The following is a 24,001-nucleotide window of genomic DNA, read 5'->3' on the forward strand; positions in this document are numbered from 1 at the left end:
ATAAACTCTGGCTTATTAGTTGCATATATTCTTAAAGTTGATTCTTTTTCTTAAGTTTATATTACGCTATATTCTGGAGTTATTATTGTGGGATTTAATAATTTTAAAAAAGCATTTTATGTCATTATTCTATGTAGTCTGTTTTGTTCACCATTGATTAACTCTGCTGAGTTAATTTGTAACAGTTCTAGCCAAACAATTGATGGTGCCAGCATTACTACTTTAGATAATTATAATAGTGATCCAGCTGATGGATTCAGTGGTATGTCTATTGTAGGTAATGAACTTATTTCGAGTGCAGCTAATTCGGTAGGTAATCCTCTTAAACGTTTTGAATTAGAAATCCTCTCACCTGGAAGTAGTTTTACCTATCCCATTGGTATTGAAATTGAGTTTCGATTAAAAGGTGGTTGGGTTGCCGATAGTGATACTGACCCTATGTTTTGGTTAACCGATCATCAAAATATGAATGGCGTATTAATTGGTGATAACGCGTTATGGGTTGGTAGCCATGCTACTTGGAATGGTGTTAATCAAACCATTAATTATACCAATGCATCGGTTAACAACATGTCTAATACTACAGGGAGATTAACCGCGACCTTTAAACGTTATCGAATGAAAATGTATGTGCAATCTGATAACTCGACCACGATTCAGTTAACGACAATGCAAGATGACGGTACTGTTATTGAAACCTCGCCAGTACGGACGGGAGTATTAAGTATTGATCCTGCCAATGGTATTTATTTTGCTCATACGACCCATTTTAATGATAGCGCCGCTAATAATTATCATTTTGGCGGAACTAATTTTGTTGTGAGTGACAGCAGTGATTGTGATTATGGTGACGCACCAGACCCTAGTGTTGGGGTTAATATTGGAAATTATGAAACATTGGCTGCAACAGGTGGTCCAGCACATCAAATAGATGGTGTTATTTATTTAGGAACAACGCCACCAGATGCCGATACTAATGCTTTTTTTGATGGTGTAGATACCAATGGTAATGCGACCGATGATGATATGGAAGGCACAGCAACGAATGATGAAGATGGCATTTCTAGTGCGATTATTGTTGCTGGGAGTAGTCATTCTTTAACCGCCATTTGTAATGATTATGATGCTATTAGTGGTGATCTAGGTGCTATTGTCCATGCTTGGTTAGACGTTAACCGTAATGGTGATTTTGAGGTTTCCGAATATTCATCTGCCGCTTGTAATGATACATCATCCACTAATGATGGAACGGCAACACTATCGTGGACAGGATTAACGTCATCTATTGGTATTAGTTATGCACGATTTAGAATTACAGACTCAATTTTAACTGATGATGGTAGTGGTAATGATGAGCGCGCTTATGGGGCGGTTAAAAATGGTGAAGTAGAGGATTATCAAATATCGATTACTCCCGTCGTTTCAGGATTTGTATTTAACGATAATGGCGCAACAACAGGGACTAAAAATAACGGTATAAAAGAAGGGGATGAAACTGGATTAGGTATAGCAGTTAATATTATCGCTCACGATACAGTTAACAATATTTGTTATACCACAACCTCCGATGCCGTAACGGGGGCTTATCAACTTTCGGTACCTATCGGTAGTTATAATATCTATGAGGCTGCACTAGAGATAGATATGGTAAACCCAACTTGTCCGCCTACCGTAGGGGTGTTTGATCCGTTAGCGGGTGGATATGATGGCGCGACAATTGGCGATCCCATCAATCATCATTCAAGTAGCGCGAATGTTCAAGCGGTTAATGTTATGGCGAATGTTACCGACGTTAACTTTGCAGATTTTGCTTATACCCCCTATCCAACATGTTCTAAATTGGCGTATTTATTAAAAAATGCCCCAACAGATGTAACCAGTATTGATTTAGCACAAGGGACTGTAACACCATTGTTTAACAACGTTCTTGCTAGCGCTATCGGCGTGTTTGGTGGTAGTGGATATAATTTTATTACCAATACGATTATTGGCGATAATATTCGTGAAAATGATGATGTATTAATGATTGATGGCAATGGTGATGTGTTTATTTTGCCTATCACGAATTCAACAATGGCACAAAGTAATTACAATAGTGGTGATATTGATGATAACGGTGTTTTATTTTTAGTTCATAGTAATGGTACTCAAATGTATCAAATTGATGTGAACCCCAACAGCAGTACTTATTTACAACAAATAGGCGTTACATCAATTACTGCTCCTCCAATGGCTGATTGGGCATTTAACCCTATAGATAATCAGTTATATACCTTAACAAGAACCGCTCAACTTTATCGTTTTAATCCAGCAACAGGAGCAAGAACAGATCTTGGGAATGTTGGAACGGCGGGTACAACATCAGCCGGATGGGGAGCTATTTATTTTGATGAGCAGGGGTTTATGTATGCGGCTCAGAATCCATCTCCTGGAAGAATTGTTAGAATAGATATTTCAGATCCTAATTTAGGAATTAATAATTATAGCGCTGAAAATTTCACTCAAACAAATTCGGCTACAGGACAAAATGATGGCGCTCGTTGTCGTTTTGCTACCATCTTAATTGATTGGGGTGATGCGCCTATCAGTTATGGTACGTTATTAGCGAATGATGGACCGCGACATCTTATTACAGGGGATGCGCCATATCTTGGGGGGCTATTACCTGATCGCGAAACGGATGGGCAAGCCTCATTACTTGCTGACGGTGATGATAGTAACGGTGCTCGACCGGATGATGAAGATGGGTATATTCAAACTGATATTAATTCAATTTTAGTGGGAGGGGATACTTACACTATCACCGTGCCGGTTGTAAGTTCTGGTGATGATAATCTTTATGGGTGGATTGATTTTGATAATAATGGAACATTTGAAATTGAAGAACGTGCGACGACCTCTGTAAATTCTAGTGGAAATGTAAGTTTAAGTTTTACGGTACCGAATGATGTCGTTATTGTTGAAACAACCTATATTCGCTTACGTGTTTGCTCATCAGCAACTAATTGTGAAGATCCAACGGGTAGTGCTGGTGACGGTGAGATAGAAGATCATTTAATTAACTTAACCCCAATTGGTGATCTGGAATTAACATTAAGACTCGATCCGTTATCAACAGTGACATTAGGTGTGCCATTTAATGTTATTGCAAGTGTGATGAATAAGGGCGCAACAATCGTCTCTAATACGACCTTATCTTTTCCTATTCCTTCCGGTTATAGCTTTGTTCGTGCCTATCAAGGTGATGGTGTTACGCCATTAACGATAACTGAATATGATCCTGCTACTGGTATTATTGATTTGGGTAATATTGGTACGGGATTTAATGATTACGCCATTATACGTCTGGCTCCTCAAAGCATGACCGCAGGTGTAATTAATTCTGAAATTAAAACGGCATCTGTACAAGATATTGATTCTACACCTAATAATGGTTTTAGTAATGGTGAAGATGACACTGATGCTGTTACTCCGACAATCACTAATATTATTCAACCTTCAACGTGTGATGCTCCTAGAGCGTATGCTGGAGAGGATGCTTATGTTGATACTAATGGTGAATATATTGTGACACCTAATGCTGGCGATAAAAAAGGGTATTTATGGAGTTTAGATTTTATCGATTTAAATCAACCTCTGTATGCGGAGTTAGCGGTTTATTTAGGTGATCGCAGTGCAAATTCTGGAGGGGCGGCTGGCGAAATAGGCGCTGACGGAATGACCTTTGTATTATCTGCTGATCCACGAGGAATTAATGCTATTGGTGGCTTCGGTGGGGGCTTAGGTGTTGGGCCCGTAAATGGTGGAGTACCTGTTTCTCCTTCTGTTGTCTTTGAATTTGATACTTTTGATAATACTTTTATTGGTGCTAATGATGATGCCCTCGGTGGGCAATATATTGATCATACTGGGGTATATTTAAATGGACAGATATATAACACTGCACCAGCGACAACATTGATACCTGCGACGTCTGTTAATGGCGGCGAATTAGAAGACGGTCGTTATCATATTGCTCAATTTGAATGGGACCCAGTAACAAATATTTTTAGTTATAAATTAGATGGGCAAACAATAGGAACATTTACGCGTAATATACGGACTGATTTAGGCACGAATACCGTCCGTTTTGGGTTTACTGGTAGTACTGGCGCTGCATGGAATTTGCAAAAAGGGTGTTTTACTTTTGCGCCGAATGTTTTAGGTTCTGATTATGGTGATGCGCCTGATTCAACGACATCAACAGGATTTAGAGATTATCAAACCACTTATCAAAATGGTGGTGCACAGCATGTCCAAAGTGATGTGAATGATGATGGCGAAATTGATTTATTGTTAGGTAATAAGTGGGATGCTGATATTGGTATTTTACAAGATATTGCTGCAGTAGCGGATGATGATAATAATATACCTGATGAAGACGGTGTTAATATTCCTCTAACGATGACAATTAACACTATGACAGATATCAGTATTACCGTAACAGAAGATCCTGTTCGTCCTGAAACTGATATTTATATTTATGGCTGGATTGATTGGAATCAAGATGGTGATTGGCTCGACACCGGCGAACAAGTGGTGACTGAAACAAGTGGAGTCTTAGGGACTAATAATTACTCAATACCAGTACCAGCGACGGCTAATGTTGGTTATACCTATGCTCGTTTTCGTCTTTGTGGAAGAAATGATTGTTCAACACCTTTAGGTCTGTCATCTGATGGTGAAGTGGAAGATTATCGTATTTTAGTGTCAGATTTGATCCCTAATACTACTTGTGATGTTGTTGTCCAAACACGTAAGCCACAAGCGAGTACGGACTATAGCTATAATGAATTGAATATTACCTCCGATCCTTTGTCATGGACCTCATTAGTTAGCCCTATTGCAATAACAAGTCTACCTAATTCAAATAATATTAATGCTATTGGCTTTAATCGTAATGTCGGACTTTTTTATGGTGCAGTTACCGACATGTCAACTACCGAACGCGAACATCATTTATTTGTAACTGATCGTATAGGCACGAGTTTTATCGATTTAGGAAAGATAACGGCTTTAAGCACATCAACTATAAAACGATTAGATACAGGAGATAGCTTTACCTTTAATAGCGGCGATGCATTAAGGCATACAGGATATGTATCAGCACCAGGAAAAGTGTTAGCTTCGCCAACAGTAGGTGATATTAGTCAAGATGGATCGACATTGGTTATTTGGCGAACAAGTTGGGATTCTTTAGTTAAAGTTGATCTCGCGACACAAACCTTTACAACCGTTTTGTTAGATATTGCGACATTGGGAACGTCGGTTGGTGGTGGTAATGTTGATGTAGGGGCTGATATTGCAATTAGTGCTCAAAATGGACTTGGTTATTTAGTTGATTTTGTTGGCGGTAATTTATATAGCGTTGATATTAATACTGGTGCAGTAATTGCTGCACCATTAAATTTTGTTGGCGCTCAACCAACACTTGATGGCAATAATAAGCTCCAACCCGGAGGCTTAGTTATTGATGACTGGATTAATATTTATGCCTTTACCAATGGTGGAAATCACGATAGTGACAATAATGGCACGATAGATCTCAATACTAAAGCGAGTGTTTATCAAATTAATGTTATTACTCAACGAACAAGCTTCATGCTGGATACCGATGAAACTCAATTACAAGGTAATGATGCCGCAGGTTGTGTTGAAGCGATAGATTATGGTGATGCGAAGAGTAGTTATGGCCAAGTTTCACACCCTTATATTGATGTGACATTAGATGGTAATGCTGATATTCAAATTGGTACGTTCTGGGATCCTGAATTTACCTCGTGGCATAGTCCCAATAGTGATGCAGATGATAGCCATAGTTTAGATGATGAAGATTTTGCTATACCAGCTTCTATTGTTGTTGAAACAAGTACTCCTCTATCGATAAATATTATCGGCAGTGGTGTTATTAATATTTGGGTAGATTTAAATAATGATGGTGATTTTTCTGATCAGGATGAGCAGGTAGCGACGGAAGTTGCAGTTGTTAATGGCCTAAATACGATCCCTATCATTCTTAATGGTACAACTGCAGCTGGATTCAATGGTTATACTGTTATGCGTTTACGTGTTTGTTCTTCAACGGGGGATTGTAACACAGCCTCAGGTATGGCGAGTGATGGTGAAGTCGAAGATCATCGTTTTGAACTACTTAATCGAATTATTTTACAAGGTGTTGTCTTTGAAGATAATGGCGTTGGCGCAGGCGCTATTGCTCATGATGGTATACAAAGTAATAATGAAAAGGGTATCGCTGGCTATATTGTACAAGCTATATATAAAGGTTCAGGAACGGTAAATTATAATAATAACGATATAATACAAACAAATATAACTAAAGGTAATGGTTCATATCAATTAATACTTCCTGTTGAGGTGGCCAATAGTGATATTTTGTTAAAAGTGGTAAAAAAATCCAACTGGATAGATATTAGTGAATTTGATAACACTCTTATTCCTCAAGTAGTATCATCATCGACAAATAGCATTACTGATAGCGAAGTATTATTAAATCCATCAGCGGGTGATATTATTAATAATCTTAATTTCGGTAAAGTTAAACAGTCAGTATTAGAATCTGATAATTTCTCAGAAGTAATACCAGGGAGTGCAGTTTATTTTACTCATAAGTTTACGTCTTTTACTGATGGTGATGTTAACTTTTCAATAATCAATAAGAGTCAAACCCCTAGCACTATTAATTACTCTACTGCTATTTATCATGATGAAAACTGTAATGGTAAATTAGAGACAAGTAACGAACGTTTGCTATTAAATAATATAACGGTAGATGAAAATAATAGAGATGTTTGTTTGATTATTAAGATATTTATACCTAATGAGACACCTTTAGGTAGTATTTATAAATATGACCTAAAAGCTGATATAACATATTCCGATAATATAAATACAGGACACGGAATAAAAGGGGTCATTATAAATGAAGATCAAATAAAGGTTGCTTTTAATGGTGCTGGTGAATTGTTTATAAATAAAACTGTCCAGAATATTACTCAAGGTACGGATATAAGTATAAGTAATAAGGCAGTTCCCGATGATGTAATAGAATATACCATTCATTTTAGTAATGTTGGACTAGGTAAAATTACGGATATTAAGTTATTTGATAGTGTTCCTCTTTATACATATTTACATGACCCTATTCAATGTTCTGGAGGAGATGTATTATTACCTTCTTTGATAACAATGTGTACGCTTGTTCTTAAAAATGGACTAAATACAAGTGGTTATTATGGTGGTGTGGAGTGGGTATTAACTGGTACATTACTTGCTGGTGAGAAAGGTTTCGTTAAATATAGAGTAAAAATAGAATAGATAATGTAGTTTATATTTATATTAACTCTAGATGTTAATATGAATTCAATGACTGATTTAAATAAAAACCCTCATTATGGCCCTTTCTTATATATAAGATATAAGAAAGGGCCACTTTATTATAATGTGCATTGTTCTAATGTTATTTTTTGTTTTGCAAAACTGATTTTTTTTCATTTTGCATTTTTATTTGCTATTTGATTAAAGTAAAAATAACAGTAATTAATAACTTATGTTTGGCACGTAATTAGCATTGATGAAACTGCAATGTAACTTTAAATGATGAGGTGTACTGTGAAGAAATTATTACTAATTATTTTTGCTACTGTAGTGATGTCATTCTCGGTTTATGCTGAAAAGATGGAACCGCTATCAAGCCAAATGGATGCATATGTTGTGATGACTGATGATGCAGGCGAGGAAAAATTAAAACCTGCTGATGAAGTTTTGCCAAAAGATAAAGTAGAGTACAAGTTAACTTATACCAATAATACAGATGATCAATTAAAAGGTCTCGTTATTACAGGGCCAATTCCACAAAATACTTTTTTTGTTTCCGGTACAAATAACACCAAGATTAAATCTGATTTTGTCGTAAGTATTGATGGAGGACAAACGTTTGAACCTGAGCCAGTAAAACGAATGGTAATGAAAAATGGGGAAGAAGTTGAAGTAATTATTCCACCAGAAAAGTACACCGCTATTCGTTGGATGCCAAGTGTTCCAATTAACGCAAAGGAGAAACAAATTTTCACATACCGTATAGAAGTTAAATAGTAATTATTTAAACGGTAGTGAAATGTCATGCCCCATGCTATTTGCAAGGGTTTAGCTACATTATCGTAAATTAACTTAATGACCTATAAAAAGGTAACCACTTTATGAATACGCATTTAAAGCCTATATGTCGATGGGTTGCAGCGGGACTCATAACGGTAGGTGCAGGTACTATTACTAGCCAAGCCCTTGCAGCTACTTCTTCAACTCTCGCTGGAACTGAAATAAAAAACCTAGCATCTGTATCGTATGAAGATACTTTTGGTAACCCATACCAAGCCGATTCAAATGAAGCTGTTGTAACCGTTGCTCAAATTTATGGTGCAACGTTAGAAGCTGATAGAGATAAAACTGCCGCACCTGGTCAACCTGTCAATCTTAATCATTCATTAATAAATACAGGTAATGGTTATGATTCATATGTATTAACGTATGGTCAGGATTTACCTACAGGTGATACTCGTCTTCCTGGTGGCGATAGCATCAATGCTGATAGTATTACTATGTATCATGATGTAAATGGCAATGGTGTAGCTGATACAGGTGAACCAGTATTACCTAATGGGCAAGTCATTACTGTTGCCCCTGGTGATACATATAATGTGGTGTTAGTTGCTGCAGTTCCTGTGACAGCATTAAGCACCGATACTCTTGGTGTTCAATTAAAGGCAGAGGCCCATGTTGGTACAGGAGCTCCTGTTCCTGGTAATGTGCTTGATGGCGGTATTAATTATGATTCAGCACCTGATACTAATGGTGACTTAATTCGTGTATCAACAGATGCTGTTGTAAATATACAAAAAACAGCAACGCAGCTTACAGGAGTGGGTACAGAGCAAGCATTAGGTATTGATGTTGATGGTAACCCGGCAAATGATTTACCTGTTAATTTAATTCGTTATGAAATAGAAGCGACCAATACGGGTAATACTGCTGCTGAAAACTTAGTGCTATTTGATGGCGCTCCAGAAGGTACTGTATTAGTTAAAACCAGTACGGGTAGTACGTATAATCCATCGAGTTCTGGTTTACTCGGTATCAATGGTGATACACCAATTACTACTGCTGATGATCTTACTGATGAAGGCAGTCATGGTGTTGATTTAGATCAAGATGGTAATGCTACTGATAATGGTGAAGCGGCACTTGATGGTGGTTTAGATCTTAATGGTAACTCAAAGAAAACAGATACTGGCGTTGCTGGTGTGTACGCTGTTGATACATCATTAGATCCTAGTACTAAAATTTCGATGACTTTCTATGTTGCTTATTCACCATCGTTAACGCCTGGTGATACTGAGTTCTCGAATACCGCTTATGGTTGTGCTGATTTAGATGGTGATGGTGCTTATACTAGCCCAGGTGAATGTAATGATCCTGATCCTAAAACTGCTGGGCCTGATACGTCAAACAAAACCAAGACTAATTCTGAAACCACATATGGTGTAATGATTACTGATACTGGTATTGACCATAATGGTGACTTTACTGGTAACGGTGGTGGTGATGATGACGGTACTGCGAATGATACTCAAAGAGTAGATAAAGCGGCTGCTGGTAGTAAGGTTATCTTCTTTAACCTTGTTACTAACGAAGGTAACGTAGCTGATGCATTTGATCTAAGTTATGACCTTGGTTCATCAACATTCCCAACTGATACTATTGTTGAATATTGGAATGCCGATGGTTCAGCTAAATTAGTGGATACTTCAGTACCAAGTGACAGTATTGATGATACAGGTATTATACCGCCATCAACGTGTGACAATACGACTCCTCAAACGCTATATGGATTTACAATTAATTGTAACCAAAAATTGATCCGTGTTGTTGCTAAATTACCTGCAAGTTCAGGAGCTAAATCAACAGCATCAACAATGGTTGTAAGTGCAACTTCTGATGGTGATAGTGCTGTAGTTGACACTAAAACTGAAGAATTAGGTGAGATTTCAGCACCAACAGTTGATGTGGCAAACCAACCATTTACAGCAACAGATATGGATCCAGCAGTAGATCTTGACCCTGTAGACACAGGTGATGGTTTCACTAATGCTGATGTTGCCAATCATTTTAATGATGTACCTTTAGGCTCTATTGTTAGTGCTGATATCTATGTCGCTAATAAAGGTGGAACAAGTGATTCATTTATTCTAACGCCTGAGGGAAGTTATAATACTGGGACAACAAGTTGGGATGCAATGCTACCATCGGGTTGGTCTGTTAAGTTTTATGATAATGGTATTACTAATGGGTTAACTGGTGCTGTTATTGCTGCACCAACCAGTGCTGAATTAACTCAGACTGATACATTACCACCTAATGCTGTTCAACATATTATTGCTAAAATCCAAGTACCTTCAGATGCTGTGTTGGCATTAGCAAATAGTAATCAGGCTAATGCAATTGATGGTAATCCAACTCCTGATGGTGATCTTGACTATATTATTTCAATATTAGTTACTTCAACATCAACCGGTGCAACTAACCGTAAGGTTGAGTCAATTGATGTGGGTTCTTTAGCTGCAATTTCTCTTACACCAACAGCAATCACTAACCAAGTTGAAGCTGGTGGTACTGCTTCATATAGCCATGTATTAGAGAATACAGGTAATACAACAGAAGATATCCTACTTACATCTACTAATAATAAGCCTGATTTCTCAAATACAATTCGTATTGATACTGATGGTGATGGTGTAGCAGATACTGAGCTAGGTAATGTCTGTGCAGGAACGCCTCCTAGTCCTATCCAAGTAATGCAAAACGATAAGATTAATGTCGTTACTGTTGAAGTTATTTGTGATAACGCAGCGGATACTACCCCTGAGTTTACTTTAGAGCCAGGTGAGCAAATACCTCTAGATGTTACGGTATTAACACCAAGTAGCGCACCTAATGGTTTAGTTAATATTACTGATATTACTGCTCAAACAACAGGTGGTTCAGCTCTTACAGTTAACGCTCAAGATTCTACTGAAATTGTAGAAGGTCAAGTACGTTTGTATAAGTATGCAACCTTGGATAGCGACTGTGATGGTACTCCTGATGGAGATAAAGAGTTTGTTGTTCAATTTGATGGCATAGCGCCAGAGCAATGTATTATTTGGAAATTAGTAGCTTGGAACCAAGGTACTACCGATGCAATGAATACACTGATTCAAGATCAGCTTACAGAATATACTGATTTTGCAACTGTAGGCGGTGTTGTTGGTGGGCTAACTGATTGTCGTAATACAACTGATGTTGGTGCGATAGAGATGCCAACCAGTGCTACTTATGCATTGAAAGTTGCAGATGTTGGTGCTTTATGTAATCCAACCACAGCAACCGGTGGTGATATCAACGGAAATATTACAGTAGTAGCTGGTGCCTCAAATGTTACATTTGATGTAGGTACTCTATTAGCTGGTGATAAAGCTGTAGGTCAATTCATCGTTAAAATTAAATAAAGTAATCAAGCCTCCATTTTATTATGGAGGCTTATTAAGCTTATTTAATTTAAATAAGTTTAATAAGCCTAACTATCTTTGAATTATTTGCCAGTGGAGAGCGCTTATGGCACTCTTAAATTTAATGTTTAAAGTGAAAGTTTTTATTATATTCATTTTATTATGTATGAGTTCATATGCATTTTCTATGACAAGTGCAGGGACTAAAATATTAAATCAAGCAGAGATGAGATATTTTAATACTGAACTTGGTGAAACATTAATTATATTATCGAATTATGCGTCAGTGAGAGTTGCTGTTGTTTATGACTACGCATTAACACCTGAAGATGATAATACGACAGAACCGGAATCAACACGATTTGCGGCTGCTGGTAGTATTGTTACTTTTCCCGAAGTATTAGAAAATACAGGTAATATAAAAGACAGATACACTTTATTTGTTGAAAATTTACAAGGAGATACCGGTGATATATATACTCGGGATAATGAAATAATCATTTATTATGATCCTAATGGTGATGGCTTAAATAATCCTGGTGAAAGACGATTAGAATTAGAAAAAGATGAAGATGGACATTATATTACACCCATCTTAAAGCCCGGTGAATTTTTACAATTAACGTATGTCGTTATTGTTCCACCAACAGCTAGAGATGAGGATAATTATTTATTTTCTTTTAATACACAATCCGTGGGTGATCCTGAAATAACACGTAAAAATGAGCAACAAATAATTATACGTGAAGGTCCTGCAGTGAATCTGGCTATTCTATCAGACCCTGTTTGTCAGGAGTTAGTCTCAAAGGGGAATGAAATTGAATATAGAGTGACTTATGATAGTATCGGTACTGAGCGACCAGAAGCTGCAACTGAACCTTATTCATTCTTTATTAGTGATGGTGCTAATGGTTTAGAAGAAGTAAGTCATGCTGGTTTGTTAATATCTGTTGCGCTACCTGCAAATATAACGATTCAACCTGATAAACGTATTAATGGGGAACCAGCAAGAGATTATTCACCGCGAACGATTATACCTGCAACATCAATGTTTGATGGCGGTATAGTGTTAGTTGGACTTTATGACAATATTATCAGTGGTGGTAATGATAGATTATTAAAATGGATTGATTATTCTATTTGGGATGGTCAAGGTATTGTTGAAAAAATGGGATTCTTAGTTACACCTAGTCATATGGATCCTAATACCAACGGACATTTCACATATTATTCTATTGTTGATGATGTTGTTGGCGATGAACCCTTTAAGATTTATAGTCAAGCAAGTTTAGAATTGCTTAGTGATGATTCGCTGAATGTGAAAAGTAATGAGCAATGTAATACTTTAAATAATATACAGTTAGAATATAGCGGCGATACTAATATTAGTTTTCAAACTATTAGTATTGATGCTCAAGATTCAAAGCTTAATTATTCAAATGAGTTGGATTTCTCATCCGCAGACTTTTACTATCTAAATGAAACTCCTAATTTTGATAATAAATTAGATGCAGTATACGCTTACTTTAAATATTCACCAGCAAATGAGAATCGAGGGGAAATAGATGTAATTGGCTCTAAAGATTCTAATTTTCCTGTTGTAATAACATCTCAATTTGGTGATGAATTGAATTGGATTTTTGTTGAGACCGGAGCAAATACGGGTATTTTTAGAAGTGTTGTGCCTATATTTGCGGTTTCACCTGAAAGTGCTGATAGTCCTCGTGAGCGCCTTGGTAATGAACATTGTGATAATTTTGATCTAGCAGGGAACTCTAATGAGGAAATACAAACAAAAGCTAATGATTATATCAATTTAACAGCGAATGGTTTCAATGGCTCGACAGATTCTAATTGTAGAATTGAAGCGAATCCTAATGATATATTAACGATAGAGGTATACAAAAAGGATGGAACAAGTACGAATCTTCGTACAACAGCTAAAGTTAGCCCTCAATTGACTGTCTTTGATTCAACGCATTTTTTAACGGATAAGAATAGTCAGATTATTTCGGGTTTAGCTGGAAATATTGTTAAGTTTTACAATACGGTTAATGGCCAAGTACCTCAAGTATTAGGTGAGCCTGTTGTCAGCGCAACATCTAATGATAGAGGTAAAATTCTATTTCCTAAATTACCCGTAACAGCGGAAGGTTATTTTATTGTTGTTGAGCCAACTGATGAATATACATGGCCAACAAGATATACCGATCCGACTGTTTTTAATACATATAGCGTTGGAGCTCCATCTTATGGTGTTAATGGGTATTCGGGTGTTGCGAATTCAGGATTATTTTATATTCAATCATTAAATGGTCTACCTACATTTGAAGGAATAACAAGTCTTGTACCTAATGCAACGGGTACTATAGTACATATATTTGATATTCCATTAGATCCCGTTGGGCTAGAACGTCGATTAACATTACAAAAAGATGCAGATAAAGAGACCGCAGAAATAGGTGAGTTTGTTAAATATACCTTAACGTTGCGTAATAACTTACCAAATTCGACAGTATATAATACGCGTGTTATTGATGAACTTCCGTATGGTTTTAAATACATGCCAGGTAGTTCGAGGTTGAATGATAAACCACTAGCTGATCCCGAAAAAATAGGCACATCTACAGTTCGATTTAATATTGGAGATGTTGATGGTAGCGCAGTTGAGCCGAATAGAGGCGTATATGTTATTACTTATGTGCTGCAATTAACTGCTGGTGCTATTGATTCTGACGGTATTAACTCAGCTTCTGCTATTGCACATACATTAGCGACAAGTAGTGATGTGAGTGCGGGTGATGATGGCTTCCCTATTCTTTCTAATATTGCCAAGTATCAGCTAGGGGTTACTCAAACAGGGGTGATGTCTGAGCGCGGTATTATTTTTGGTAAAGTCTATGTTGATGCTCAATGTAGTGAAGAAATTAAAAATAGTATGTGGCCGATTGGTGGTGTAAAAATTTATTTAGAAACGGGTGATTATGTTATTACTGATGAAAATGGTCAGTATTCAATGTTTGGTATCAAACATGGTAATCATGTTCTGAAAGTTGATAAGTTAACATTACCTACTGGAATTGAACTAATGCCAATAGATACGCGGAATGCTGGTGTTGGTGATTCTCGATTTGTTGACTTAAGACGTGGTGAGTTCCATAAAGCTGACTTTGTTGCCCCATGTCCAATCGATAACCAGCAAGCTATTTATGAAGAGTTACAAGGAAGAAATAATAATATAAATGGTGATTGGTTATTTGAGACGGCTGAAAAATTTACAGGCTTAAAAGAGAATTCAATTAAGCCTAAAGTAGGAGAACTAGAGTCAGGGATTGTGAGTGGCCCTAATTCGGCACCTAATAATAGTCAGCAAGTTCCAACTCTAGTAAGTCCAATGTTATACCCATACAGTGGTTATGCTTTGGAATATAAGTCTGGAAATAAACAAGAAATAGAGAATTTATATAAAATATTGCCGGTAGACATTAAAGATGAGGCTTATATATATCGTATTGATTCAAATAAAGAAGCAATAAGAATTGGATTTTCACATCAAAAAGACAATTTACTTAAGTTAGAAAAAATATTAGCTGAAAAAAATATTGCAACGATGACTGTGCCAACGATTTATAATCGTATTCCATATGAATCACGTTTGAATATTAATAATCAATTAGCAGATATGATTCCATTACCAGAAAAAGATGTAATGAGAATTACAGCAGCAGAAGCCAAAGAAGGAACTTGGTATTGGCCAAAGAATAGTTATAGTTATCACGGTCGATTTATTGTTGTAGTTAAAGGTAATAATCTTCCTATCCTATATGTCAATGGTAAAGCTGTTAATAATGATCAAATGGGTGAGCGGATCATTAATAAGGAAAAAAATGCGCAAATTATAGGTTGGTATGGTGTTAATTTAGAACCCGGTGACAATTTAGTTGAAGTAAAAGTAAATGATAATTTTGGTAATTTCCGTGTTTTATTAACTAAAGTATTTTCACACCCTAAATCAGCAGAGCGTATTAATTTAACAACTGATGGCGAGGTATTAAAAGCTGATGGTGGGCGTTCTGTTTTACCAATTAAACTGCAGTTATTAGATGAAAATAATAACTTAGCAAGAGGTACTTATTTTGTAACATTAACGACGGATAAGGGAAATATTTGGTTAGACCCTGATATTCAAGATCAAGAGACGGGTCATCAAGTTCGTGTAATTAATGGTGAAAAGACAGTTTATTTACGTAGTTCAGATGCGACTGGCCAAATAGAGGTTGTGGCTAATCTTGATGATTTTTCAGATACTTTAAAAGTTTATCAAGTTGCTGCACAACGGTCATTATTTGTCTCTGGTTTACTTGAATATACTGGACGTTATGGTCGAATGAGCGGTGAAACACCATCTCGTCAAGCTGATGGATATGAAGATCGTAGTTATAGTGATGATGAACGTGCTGCTTTATTTGTTAAAGGTAATGTTAAAGGCGGTATGCACTTAACACTTAGTTATGATAGTGATAAATCAGATGAAGAGTATCTACGCGAAATATCACCTGATAGTTATTACCCATTACCGGGTGATGCGAGTATCCGTGGTTATGATGCCAGAAGTACCAGCAAATGGTTTGCTAAGTTAGAAAAAGAACGTCACTTCATTATGTGGGGAGATTACAACACCCAAGAGGGGGCTGATACAGCTGATTTAGGCGTAACGAGTCAAACGCTAAATGGTTTCAATGGTATGTATAACAATGGTAAATTTACAGCACAGTTATATGCTGCACGACCTGATGATTTACATAAAGTTGTTGAAATTAATGGTAATGGTACTGCCATGTTCTACAACATTGGTGATCAACGAATTGTTCGTCATACAGAGACAATAACATTAGTAACTTATGATCGAAATAATCCAGGTTTAGTATTAAGAGAGCGAAGCTTAACTCGTTATATTGATTACACCATTGATTACTTTACGGGTGATATTCAGTTTAGTCGAGTGGTTCCAAGTTTTGATGATGAGCTTAATCCGATAAAAGTACGTATTGCTTATGATCTTAATGATGATGGAGAAGCTTATACTATTGCTGGAGGTCGATTATCTTACCTATTTACACCATATTTAGCGGTTGGTATTAGTTATGAATCCAACGATCACGAGTTAGAAGGTTATGATCTTGGAAGTCTTTGGGTCAATTATGATATTGATAGTCAAACCCAATTAACAGCGTCTGTTGCGACAATGTCACATGAAGGGAGTGAAAGTGCTAATACAGTAACGACCTCATCAGTTGCAGGAAATAAGCTTAAAAATGGTACTGCTGCTAAGTTACGTTTAAAGCGTGATTGGGCTGATTCCTCACAAACAGAACTTGAATATGCTTATGCTCAAGAAGGTTTCACCAACACAACTGGTGGTGTGACACCTGCACGTCAAGAAGTTCGTTTACGTCACCGTCAGAAATTGATCGGCTTAACGAATTTAAACATTGAAGCTAATCATTCAGAGTCTTTAACAACAGATGAAAAACAACAATCTGTTGGTGCGACGATTGATACTAAGGTATTTGGTAGTGCATGGACGACTCGTTTAGGTTCTCGTTATATAAAGAATGAGACCAGTGATGGCGACAAGGAACAATATACAACAGCAATTGTAGGTGTTGGCCGTAGCTTTAACTTGTTTAATCGAGCTGGTCGTATTGATAGTGAATATGAGCAAAGCTTTACGAGTAATGAGCAACGACGCTTTAGACTTCAAGCTGATTGGAATATTCATAAGCAAGCTAACCTCTATACGCAATATGAATATATTGACTCAATTGGCGGTATTAGTAATTTAGGTAGTGGTACTACAAGTTTACTTACTGCGGGTATTGATGTTGATTGGCAGCATGGTGGTAGTACTTTCAGTGAGTTCCGTCAACGTGGTGCATCAGACGGTCGTATATTAGAAGTTGCGAATGGTTACCGCGGTAAGTTTGAAGTTATTCCTGGTATTAGTATTGATCCTGCTGCTGAATATATTGAAGTCATAAAAGGTGAAGGTGAATCAGGTGTTGCTGTTTCATTAGGCATTGCGGATGTACGTAGCCCAAATTATAAGACCACTGGACGTATTGAATATCGTCATGGCGATGATCAAGATTATTACGGTATCTTAGGCGCATGGGTAACACGGTTAAGCCAAGATTGGAGTGCATTAGTTCGTGAAGAATACCGTTATATAAGTAATAAATCGGCAACTAATAATTGGAATAATCATTTCAGTGTTGGTATCGCTTATCGCCCACGTTTAACTAATCGTTATAACATGTTGGGTGCTTATGAGTGGAAAGTTGATCGGAATGATATTAAACGTATCGCGCATATTCTATCTACCCATCAAAATTATCAAGCATCGAAGGATTGGTTATTATCTGGACGCCTAGGGATTAAGTGGGAAGATTATACTGATTATGATCAACACTATAATTCAGTATCTACTATTATTGATGGCCGTGCTCTGTATTACATTAATCGTCGTTGGGATTTAGATCTCCATGCTGGCGTATTAGGTACTGATGGATTAAGCAGTCGTCGTTATTCATATGGTGTCGGTATTAATTATCTAGTAATGAAAAATTTACGTGCTGGTATTGGCTATAACGTGATTGGTTTTGATGATAGTGATCTTGATCCTCAAGGTTATAACCTGCAAGGTTTTTATTTCAATGTAATGCTCAAGCTTGATGAAGGTTTATTTGGCTGGTTGAGCGAGTAGAGGTAATTAAATAATGAAAGTTATATTCTTTTTATTGCTTGTATGTGCCTGTTTAAGTGGTTGTGTAAATGATAGAGAAATATATACAGACTACGGTAAATTGGCATGTAATAAAGTATGCCCTGAGATTAAGTCATTACTTTGGCCTAGTGTTATTCATTTTGATTTTGATAAATCTAATATTACGGCAGCAGAGAAAAGTAAGCTAGATCAAGTTGCTAAAGTATTAAAACAACGCTCATCATTTAATATTGCAATTATTGGAGCCACAGATCCAACGGGAACTGTTGAATATAATAATGCATTATCATTGCGTCGTTCAGAAGTCGTGGGTAATTATTTACAAACACAAGGAATTGCAAACTCACGGATGGTATTAATTGGCACCGGTGAACATGAGTTGTTTCTAAAAACAAATAATAAGCAAAAAAATGTCGTAAATCGTAGAACATACCTTATTTTGCTTGATGCCAATCATAATCCAGTAGATCTTTATTTTAATCAGCTGTCTTTACCATCAGAGCCTCTCATGATGAATAAAGTAAATAGCTTATAATAGGCGAGGATCGTCATATGAATTTTTTCTACAGGTTACTTCCTAAATTTTTGATAACAGTTGCATTGTTATTTAGTTTTGGTGCAATGGCATTGACTGAGTCCGGTATGGTTATTAAAAATCAGGCAGGAGCAACATACCGCGATAGTGCTGGTATTGAGAGAAGTACAACCTCTAATTTAGTTGAGACTATTGTTCAGCCTGTAGTTGCAATGACGCTAACGTCAGATCAATCCAAATTAGGTGCGCCTGATGGCAAGGTTATTTTTACACATGTGTTAACTAACACTGGTAATGTAACTGATACCTATAAGCTTGATTTAACATTGCCTGCAACCGTTATTAGCAGTGCGACTATTTATCCTGATATGAACCCTAAAGATGGTATCGCTGACGTTGGTGATCCCATTATATCAGGAACAACTCTTATTGGTCCTTTAGCCCCGAATGAAACATATTCTTTTGTTATTGTGGCTGATATTTATTCAACGGCAACTGTTGGTGATGTTGATTCACTGACGATTAAAGCCACCAGTCAAGGCGATGTTGTCGATGGTATTCCGGTATCAAGTACTGGAGTTGGTAACGCAACCAATACCGATACGGTAACAGTGACAGATTTACCTATTATTGAAATTACTAAAGCGATTAATGCCGATAATGGTGCTTCTCCAAGTGGCCCTTATGTCGTGACTTTCACCTATAGTAATGTTGGTTTAACCAATATGAACGTTGCTAATACAAATGGTGTTATTTTAAAAGATATTTTACCTGAAGGTATGAAATTTAATGGCGCGGTTAACTGGAGTATTTCAGGTACAGAATTAACACCGACGACAAATACAGGTGGAGGAAATGGCACCGATGGTAATTCAGATCTGACGTTTACAACCTGTATTGCCCCTAATACTGGATGTAGTGTGCGTGATGAAGTTGAATTTACAATGGATGGCCTTGCTTCTGGTGAATCAGCAACTATCTCATTTGAAGTGATGATTGCTAACGGTCTTTCTGCTGACACGTTATATAATAACGGTATTTACGGTTTTGATGCTGATAATAGTGGTCAAGTTGATCCTGGAGAGAAAGAAACCACGAATACTAATATTGTACCATTTAGGGTCAATATGAATTTTGGTGTTATTGCCAATAATGGTGGTTGTGATGCTGGTACGGATAATAATTGTGATGGTAATGACGATACGAATCATGAAACCGTAAATGTACCTACAGCTAAACAGGGCGAACGTGTTGCATTTACTAATTATATTTGGAATATTGGTAATTCAGCCGATACGTTTAATATTACTTATGATACATCTTCTTTCCCAACAGGAACCAGTTTCTTCCTTTATAAAAGTGATGGTATAACACCATTGGTAGATACGGACGGCACATCAGATCCTGATACTGGGATTATTCCTGCAACGGGAGAAACGTGTCGTGCATATCAAGTAACTGACTCATCAAATAATTGTGGTTATAAGGTGGTATTAATTGCAACATTACCGCCAAACTTTTCGGGGACTGGTCCTTTTAAGGTCTTTAAACACGCGACATCATCTAATGATACGTCGATAACAAACAAAGTCATCGATGAGTTGGGGGCAATTGAAGCTAGTACCGTTGATTTAACTAATAATTTTAGAGCTGAAACTGCGACAACAACCGAAGATAATTGTGACGACTCGAGTGATAATTGTGGTTTTGGTGCAGGAGCTGAGCCAACACCTGTAACGACAAATATTGTTGTGCCTGGTCAAACAACGCGCTTTACATTATATGTGACCAACACTTCAGCTGTCGCTGATGGTTATCAACTAGAATACAGTAGTACTGATTTTAATGCTGGCGTGTTACCTGCTGGTTGGACGGTTGAATTTAAAAATATAAGTAATGCTAAGATCTCGGATATCGCAGTTGTTTTACCCGATGCGACACAGGTATTTTATGCTGATGTAACCGTACCAATTACTAGCCCCACGGTAACTCAATCGATATATTTTAAAGTATCATCAGCAACTACAGGTGTGAGCGATGTTAAGCATGATGCTGTAACTACAGATAATAGTGGTTTATGTATTGGTTTAGTGTCTGATTCAAGCATGACAATTCCAGTCGGATCGTCAGGGGTTTATAAGCATACAATTACTAATACCAGTAATGATGCTATTAATAATATTCCGTTGACTATAACCAATAATATTACTGGATTTAGCGCTATTCTTTATGAAGATACAGATAGTGATTTAAACTTATCAACGGCAGATGTTGCCATTACGTCAATTGCAACATTAGCGGCTAAAGAAAGTAAGCTTCTTTTTGTGAAAGTATTTTCAGCTCCGAACTCTGCGGAAGGTATAACTAATATCACGACAGTAACAGCCACAGTTCCTTGTGGTACGGTGACAGTACAAGATTCAACGACGATATCTAACACCAATATGAGTGTTACTAAAGAGCAAGCGTTAGATGCTGGCTGTGATGGGAGTGCGGATGGGCCGTTCTCTACCAATAATATTTCAGCAGCACCTGATGAATGTGTTATTTATCAACTAAAAGCACAAAACATCGGGATCAAAAATGCTGTGAATGTAAAAATAACAGACGCAGCACCAACATTTACTACTTTCCTTGTCATTCCTGGCACAATTCCAACCATAACGACGGGAACAATTAATCCGATAACGAATGGTGGACAGGGGGCTATTGTAGGTACCGCTGGTACTGTTACTCCTGGTAACTCAGAGACATTAATATTTGGTATAAGGATAGATAAATAAGAGCTAATTAAAAGTTATCGTTATTGTTGACGGAAACCCTTGCTTGGTTACTATTGATCAAGCAAGTTTTTTTGTTTAGATAAATATAATGTTCAATTATTAAAATAAAACCCTGTAATTAAATAATTAATTACAGGGTTTTGTCTTTCTATATTAACAAACTAGTTATTGTTAGACAGGATATTTATTGCTCGTTTATTACCTTTTAATGCGGATTTTTTGAGCCAATACTCAGCTTGTGAAATTGATGAATTAACACCATCGCCATTTATATAAATACTTGCTAAATTATACATTGCTTTATTATTGCCATGAGATGCTGATTTCTTATACCAATAAATAGCTTCATTGAAGTCTTGTTTAATTAATTCACCTTGATCATATAATTTTGCTAATTCAAAGCTTGCTGCAGGGTATCCTTTTTCATCGGCTGATTTTAGATTGTTAATAGCAATGTTAATATCGTTATCTATTAATTCTAAATTATCAATGCTTAAAATAGCAAGATCAAATAATGCTTCTGGTAGTTCATTCTCTGCTGCAGTTTTTAAATGCGTAAAACTTTTTTTAGTATCAATAGGGACATCATATAGTCCATGATGATAGATATCACCTAATAGAAGATGTGAGTATTGATGGCCTTTTTCTGCTGATTGTTGTAATAAATTTATAGCTTGTGAAATATTACGATTTAATTTTAGATAAGAAATGGCCAATAAATGATTTGAATATTCATTATTATTTTTGTTATTTTTAAGAAGCTCAATAACTTTTAAATGTTGTTGTTGTCTGAAGTAGATGTATCCGAGTGAATAGGATGATGGAATGTGTTGATTTTCATGGTTAATTATCAAATATGATTCAGCTTCTTTGTAGTCAATATCACCACCTCGCCCATCAATTAACATTAAAGCATAGTAATAACGACTAAGGAGATGATCTTTTTCAGCGGCTTGTTTATAAAGAGAACGCGCTTTATCTTCAGATAACGGAATTAATTTACCTTCTTCATATAGAGCGGCTAAATAAAACATTGCATCAGGATCGTCCCTTGCGTAAGAAATTATTTTATCAAGATATAATTTACGTTGACTAACGGATGTGTTTTTGTCTTCTATAGCTAAAATAGCGATAGTTAATGGAGACGGTTGTTGGTCTTTATTTTGTGACGAAATTAAGTTTTGTTTGTTTTTATCTATATTAGAATTAGTTTGTAGGAAAGTATTTTCTGCTGAGCAGCTAGTTAGTATTATTAAACTTGATAATATGAGTCTTTTCATTATTGATTTCTCCTATCCCTGTACTATTGTTATTTTAGAACATAACTTAAAGGGATGTATTATGCGCGTGATATTTATTTCATTATGCTTTTTGTTATTAACAGCATGTGCTTCAAGTAATTTAACATCGTCATGGGTAGATAAGACATATACTAAAATGCCAATTAAAAGTTCATTAGTGGTCGCTATGTCTGATAATTTACGTATCAGACGTATATTTGAAGATGATATGGTTCAAGACTTACAAGCGAAAGGTGTTAATGCTATTGCTAGTTCGCAATTATTTCCTAATCGATTACCATCAAAAAGTGATATAGCAGGGTATATTAATAAACATAATACCCAAACAGTTTTTGTTGCTAAATTAGTTAATATTGAGGAAAAAAATATTAATTATCCAGGAAGTCGTTATGGTTATGGAGGCTATAGTAGTGGGCTTTCATTTAATAATTATTATAATAACTCTTATAGTTATATTTATGATGATAGCTATACCGTATCGTACGAATTCGTTAATGTTGAATTTACGTTGTTTGATACACAAAGTCATAAGCCGATTTGGTCAACATCATCAGAGTCAGTTGATCCAAACAATATGAACGATATTATTGCTGAGTTAACCCATATTTTAATTGAAAATATGCAAGATAATGGTGTTGTGAGATAACGTTATTACTATAACCACATGTTTTTTGTCTTAGCCTTACGGCATTAGTGCCTGCCGTAAGGCTTTTTAAATTGTGGTAATGACAAAAATCAACTTTTGTATGATGAAATATTACGCACTTGAGTTGATTCCTTGTGGGTATTTTGATATTTGTGCTACGAATTGATATAAATCAAATAATAACAATGGCAGTTACACTATTATGCACAAGAATCTCGGAATGAGATGAGGTCTGGTGGCCTTCTCGGTCTTCAAAACCGATGTGAGCTGTATAAGCTTTGGTAGGTTCAATTCCTGCCTCTTCCGCCATTTTTCGCGCGTTTAAATGGTTCCTCTGCTACTCTTACTA

8 protein-coding genes and 1 tRNA gene are annotated in these 24,001 nt (G+C 36.4%); 8 read left to right on the forward strand and 1 reads right to left on the reverse strand.

All coding sequences use genetic code 11. The annotated features are described in order from the left end of the window. The first annotated feature begins 87 nt into the window (after positions 1-87). The 6 genes from C0W29_RS03580 (at position 88) to C0W29_RS03605 (ending at position 21,705) form a co-directional block, all read left to right on the forward strand. Entirely contained in the window at positions 88-7,374 is a 7,287-nt protein-coding gene (locus C0W29_RS03580) for an L-type lectin domain-containing protein (RefSeq protein WP_235868993.1), read from the forward strand. 294 nt (positions 7,375-7,668) lie between these two features. Beyond that, on the forward strand, positions 7,669-8,151 hold the full coding sequence (locus tag C0W29_RS03585; protein WP_036792252.1) for a DUF11 domain-containing protein: 483 nt from the start codon (positions 7,669-7,671) through the stop codon (positions 8,149-8,151). Positions 8,152-8,255: 104 nt separating this feature from the next. After that, positions 8,256-11,600 (forward strand): hypothetical protein, encoded by a 3,345-nt coding sequence (locus C0W29_RS03590; protein WP_045043371.1) that lies wholly within the window; start codon positions 8,256-8,258, stop codon positions 11,598-11,600. A 106-nt stretch (positions 11,601-11,706) separates the two neighbouring features. Beyond that, complete coding sequence (locus C0W29_RS03595; RefSeq protein ID WP_045045469.1) at positions 11,707-18,366, forward strand: DUF11 domain-containing protein; 6,660 nt, start codon at positions 11,707-11,709, stop codon at positions 18,364-18,366. Between the two features lie 13 nt (positions 18,367-18,379). Further along, positions 18,380-18,922, forward strand: coding sequence for an OmpA family protein (locus C0W29_RS03600; RefSeq protein WP_045043370.1), 543 nt, complete (start codon positions 18,380-18,382; stop codon positions 18,920-18,922). 17 nt (positions 18,923-18,939) lie between these two features. After that, positions 18,940-21,705, forward strand: a complete 2,766-nt coding sequence (locus C0W29_RS03605; RefSeq protein ID WP_045045468.1) for a hypothetical protein — start codon at positions 18,940-18,942, stop codon at positions 21,703-21,705. Positions 21,706-21,866: 161 nt separating this feature from the next. Here the strand turns inward: C0W29_RS03605 and C0W29_RS03610 are convergent, their stop codons facing one another. Then, positions 21,867-22,985, reverse strand: coding sequence for an SEL1-like repeat protein (locus C0W29_RS03610; protein WP_107174110.1), 1,119 nt, complete (start codon positions 22,983-22,985; stop codon positions 21,867-21,869). 61 nt (positions 22,986-23,046) lie between these two features. Here C0W29_RS03610 and C0W29_RS03615 point away from each other — a divergent pair, with 61 nt between their 5' ends. After that, positions 23,047-23,652, forward strand: coding sequence for a hypothetical protein (locus tag C0W29_RS03615; protein WP_036792264.1), 606 nt, complete (start codon positions 23,047-23,049; stop codon positions 23,650-23,652). A gap of 217 nt (positions 23,653-23,869) precedes the next feature. Beyond that, positions 23,870-23,961, forward strand: a tRNA-Sec gene (locus C0W29_RS21620). Positions 23,962-24,001 lie beyond the last annotated feature (40 nt).

The organism is Photobacterium kishitanii (assembly GCF_003026355.1).
Classification (GTDB): domain Bacteria; phylum Pseudomonadota; class Gammaproteobacteria; order Enterobacterales; family Vibrionaceae; genus Photobacterium; species Photobacterium kishitanii.

Excerpts from the sequence above, each read along its gene's own strand:
- C0W29_RS03600 (WP_045043370.1), top strand. The coding sequence starts at position 18,380 with ATGAAAGTTATATTCTTTTTATTGCTTGTATGTGCCTGTTTAAGTGGT.
- C0W29_RS03605 (WP_045045468.1), top strand. The coding sequence starts at position 18,940 with ATGAATTTTTTCTACAGGTTACTTCCTAAATTTTTGATAACAGTTGCA.
- C0W29_RS03610 (WP_107174110.1), bottom strand. The coding sequence starts at position 22,985 with ATGAAAAGACTCATATTATCAAGTTTAATAATACTAACTAGCTGCTCA.
- C0W29_RS03595 (WP_045045469.1), top strand. The coding sequence starts at position 11,707 with ATGGCACTCTTAAATTTAATGTTTAAAGTGAAAGTTTTTATTATATTC.
- C0W29_RS03615 (WP_036792264.1), top strand. The coding sequence starts at position 23,047 with ATGCGCGTGATATTTATTTCATTATGCTTTTTGTTATTAACAGCATGT.
- C0W29_RS03590 (WP_045043371.1), top strand. The coding sequence starts at position 8,256 with ATGAATACGCATTTAAAGCCTATATGTCGATGGGTTGCAGCGGGACTC.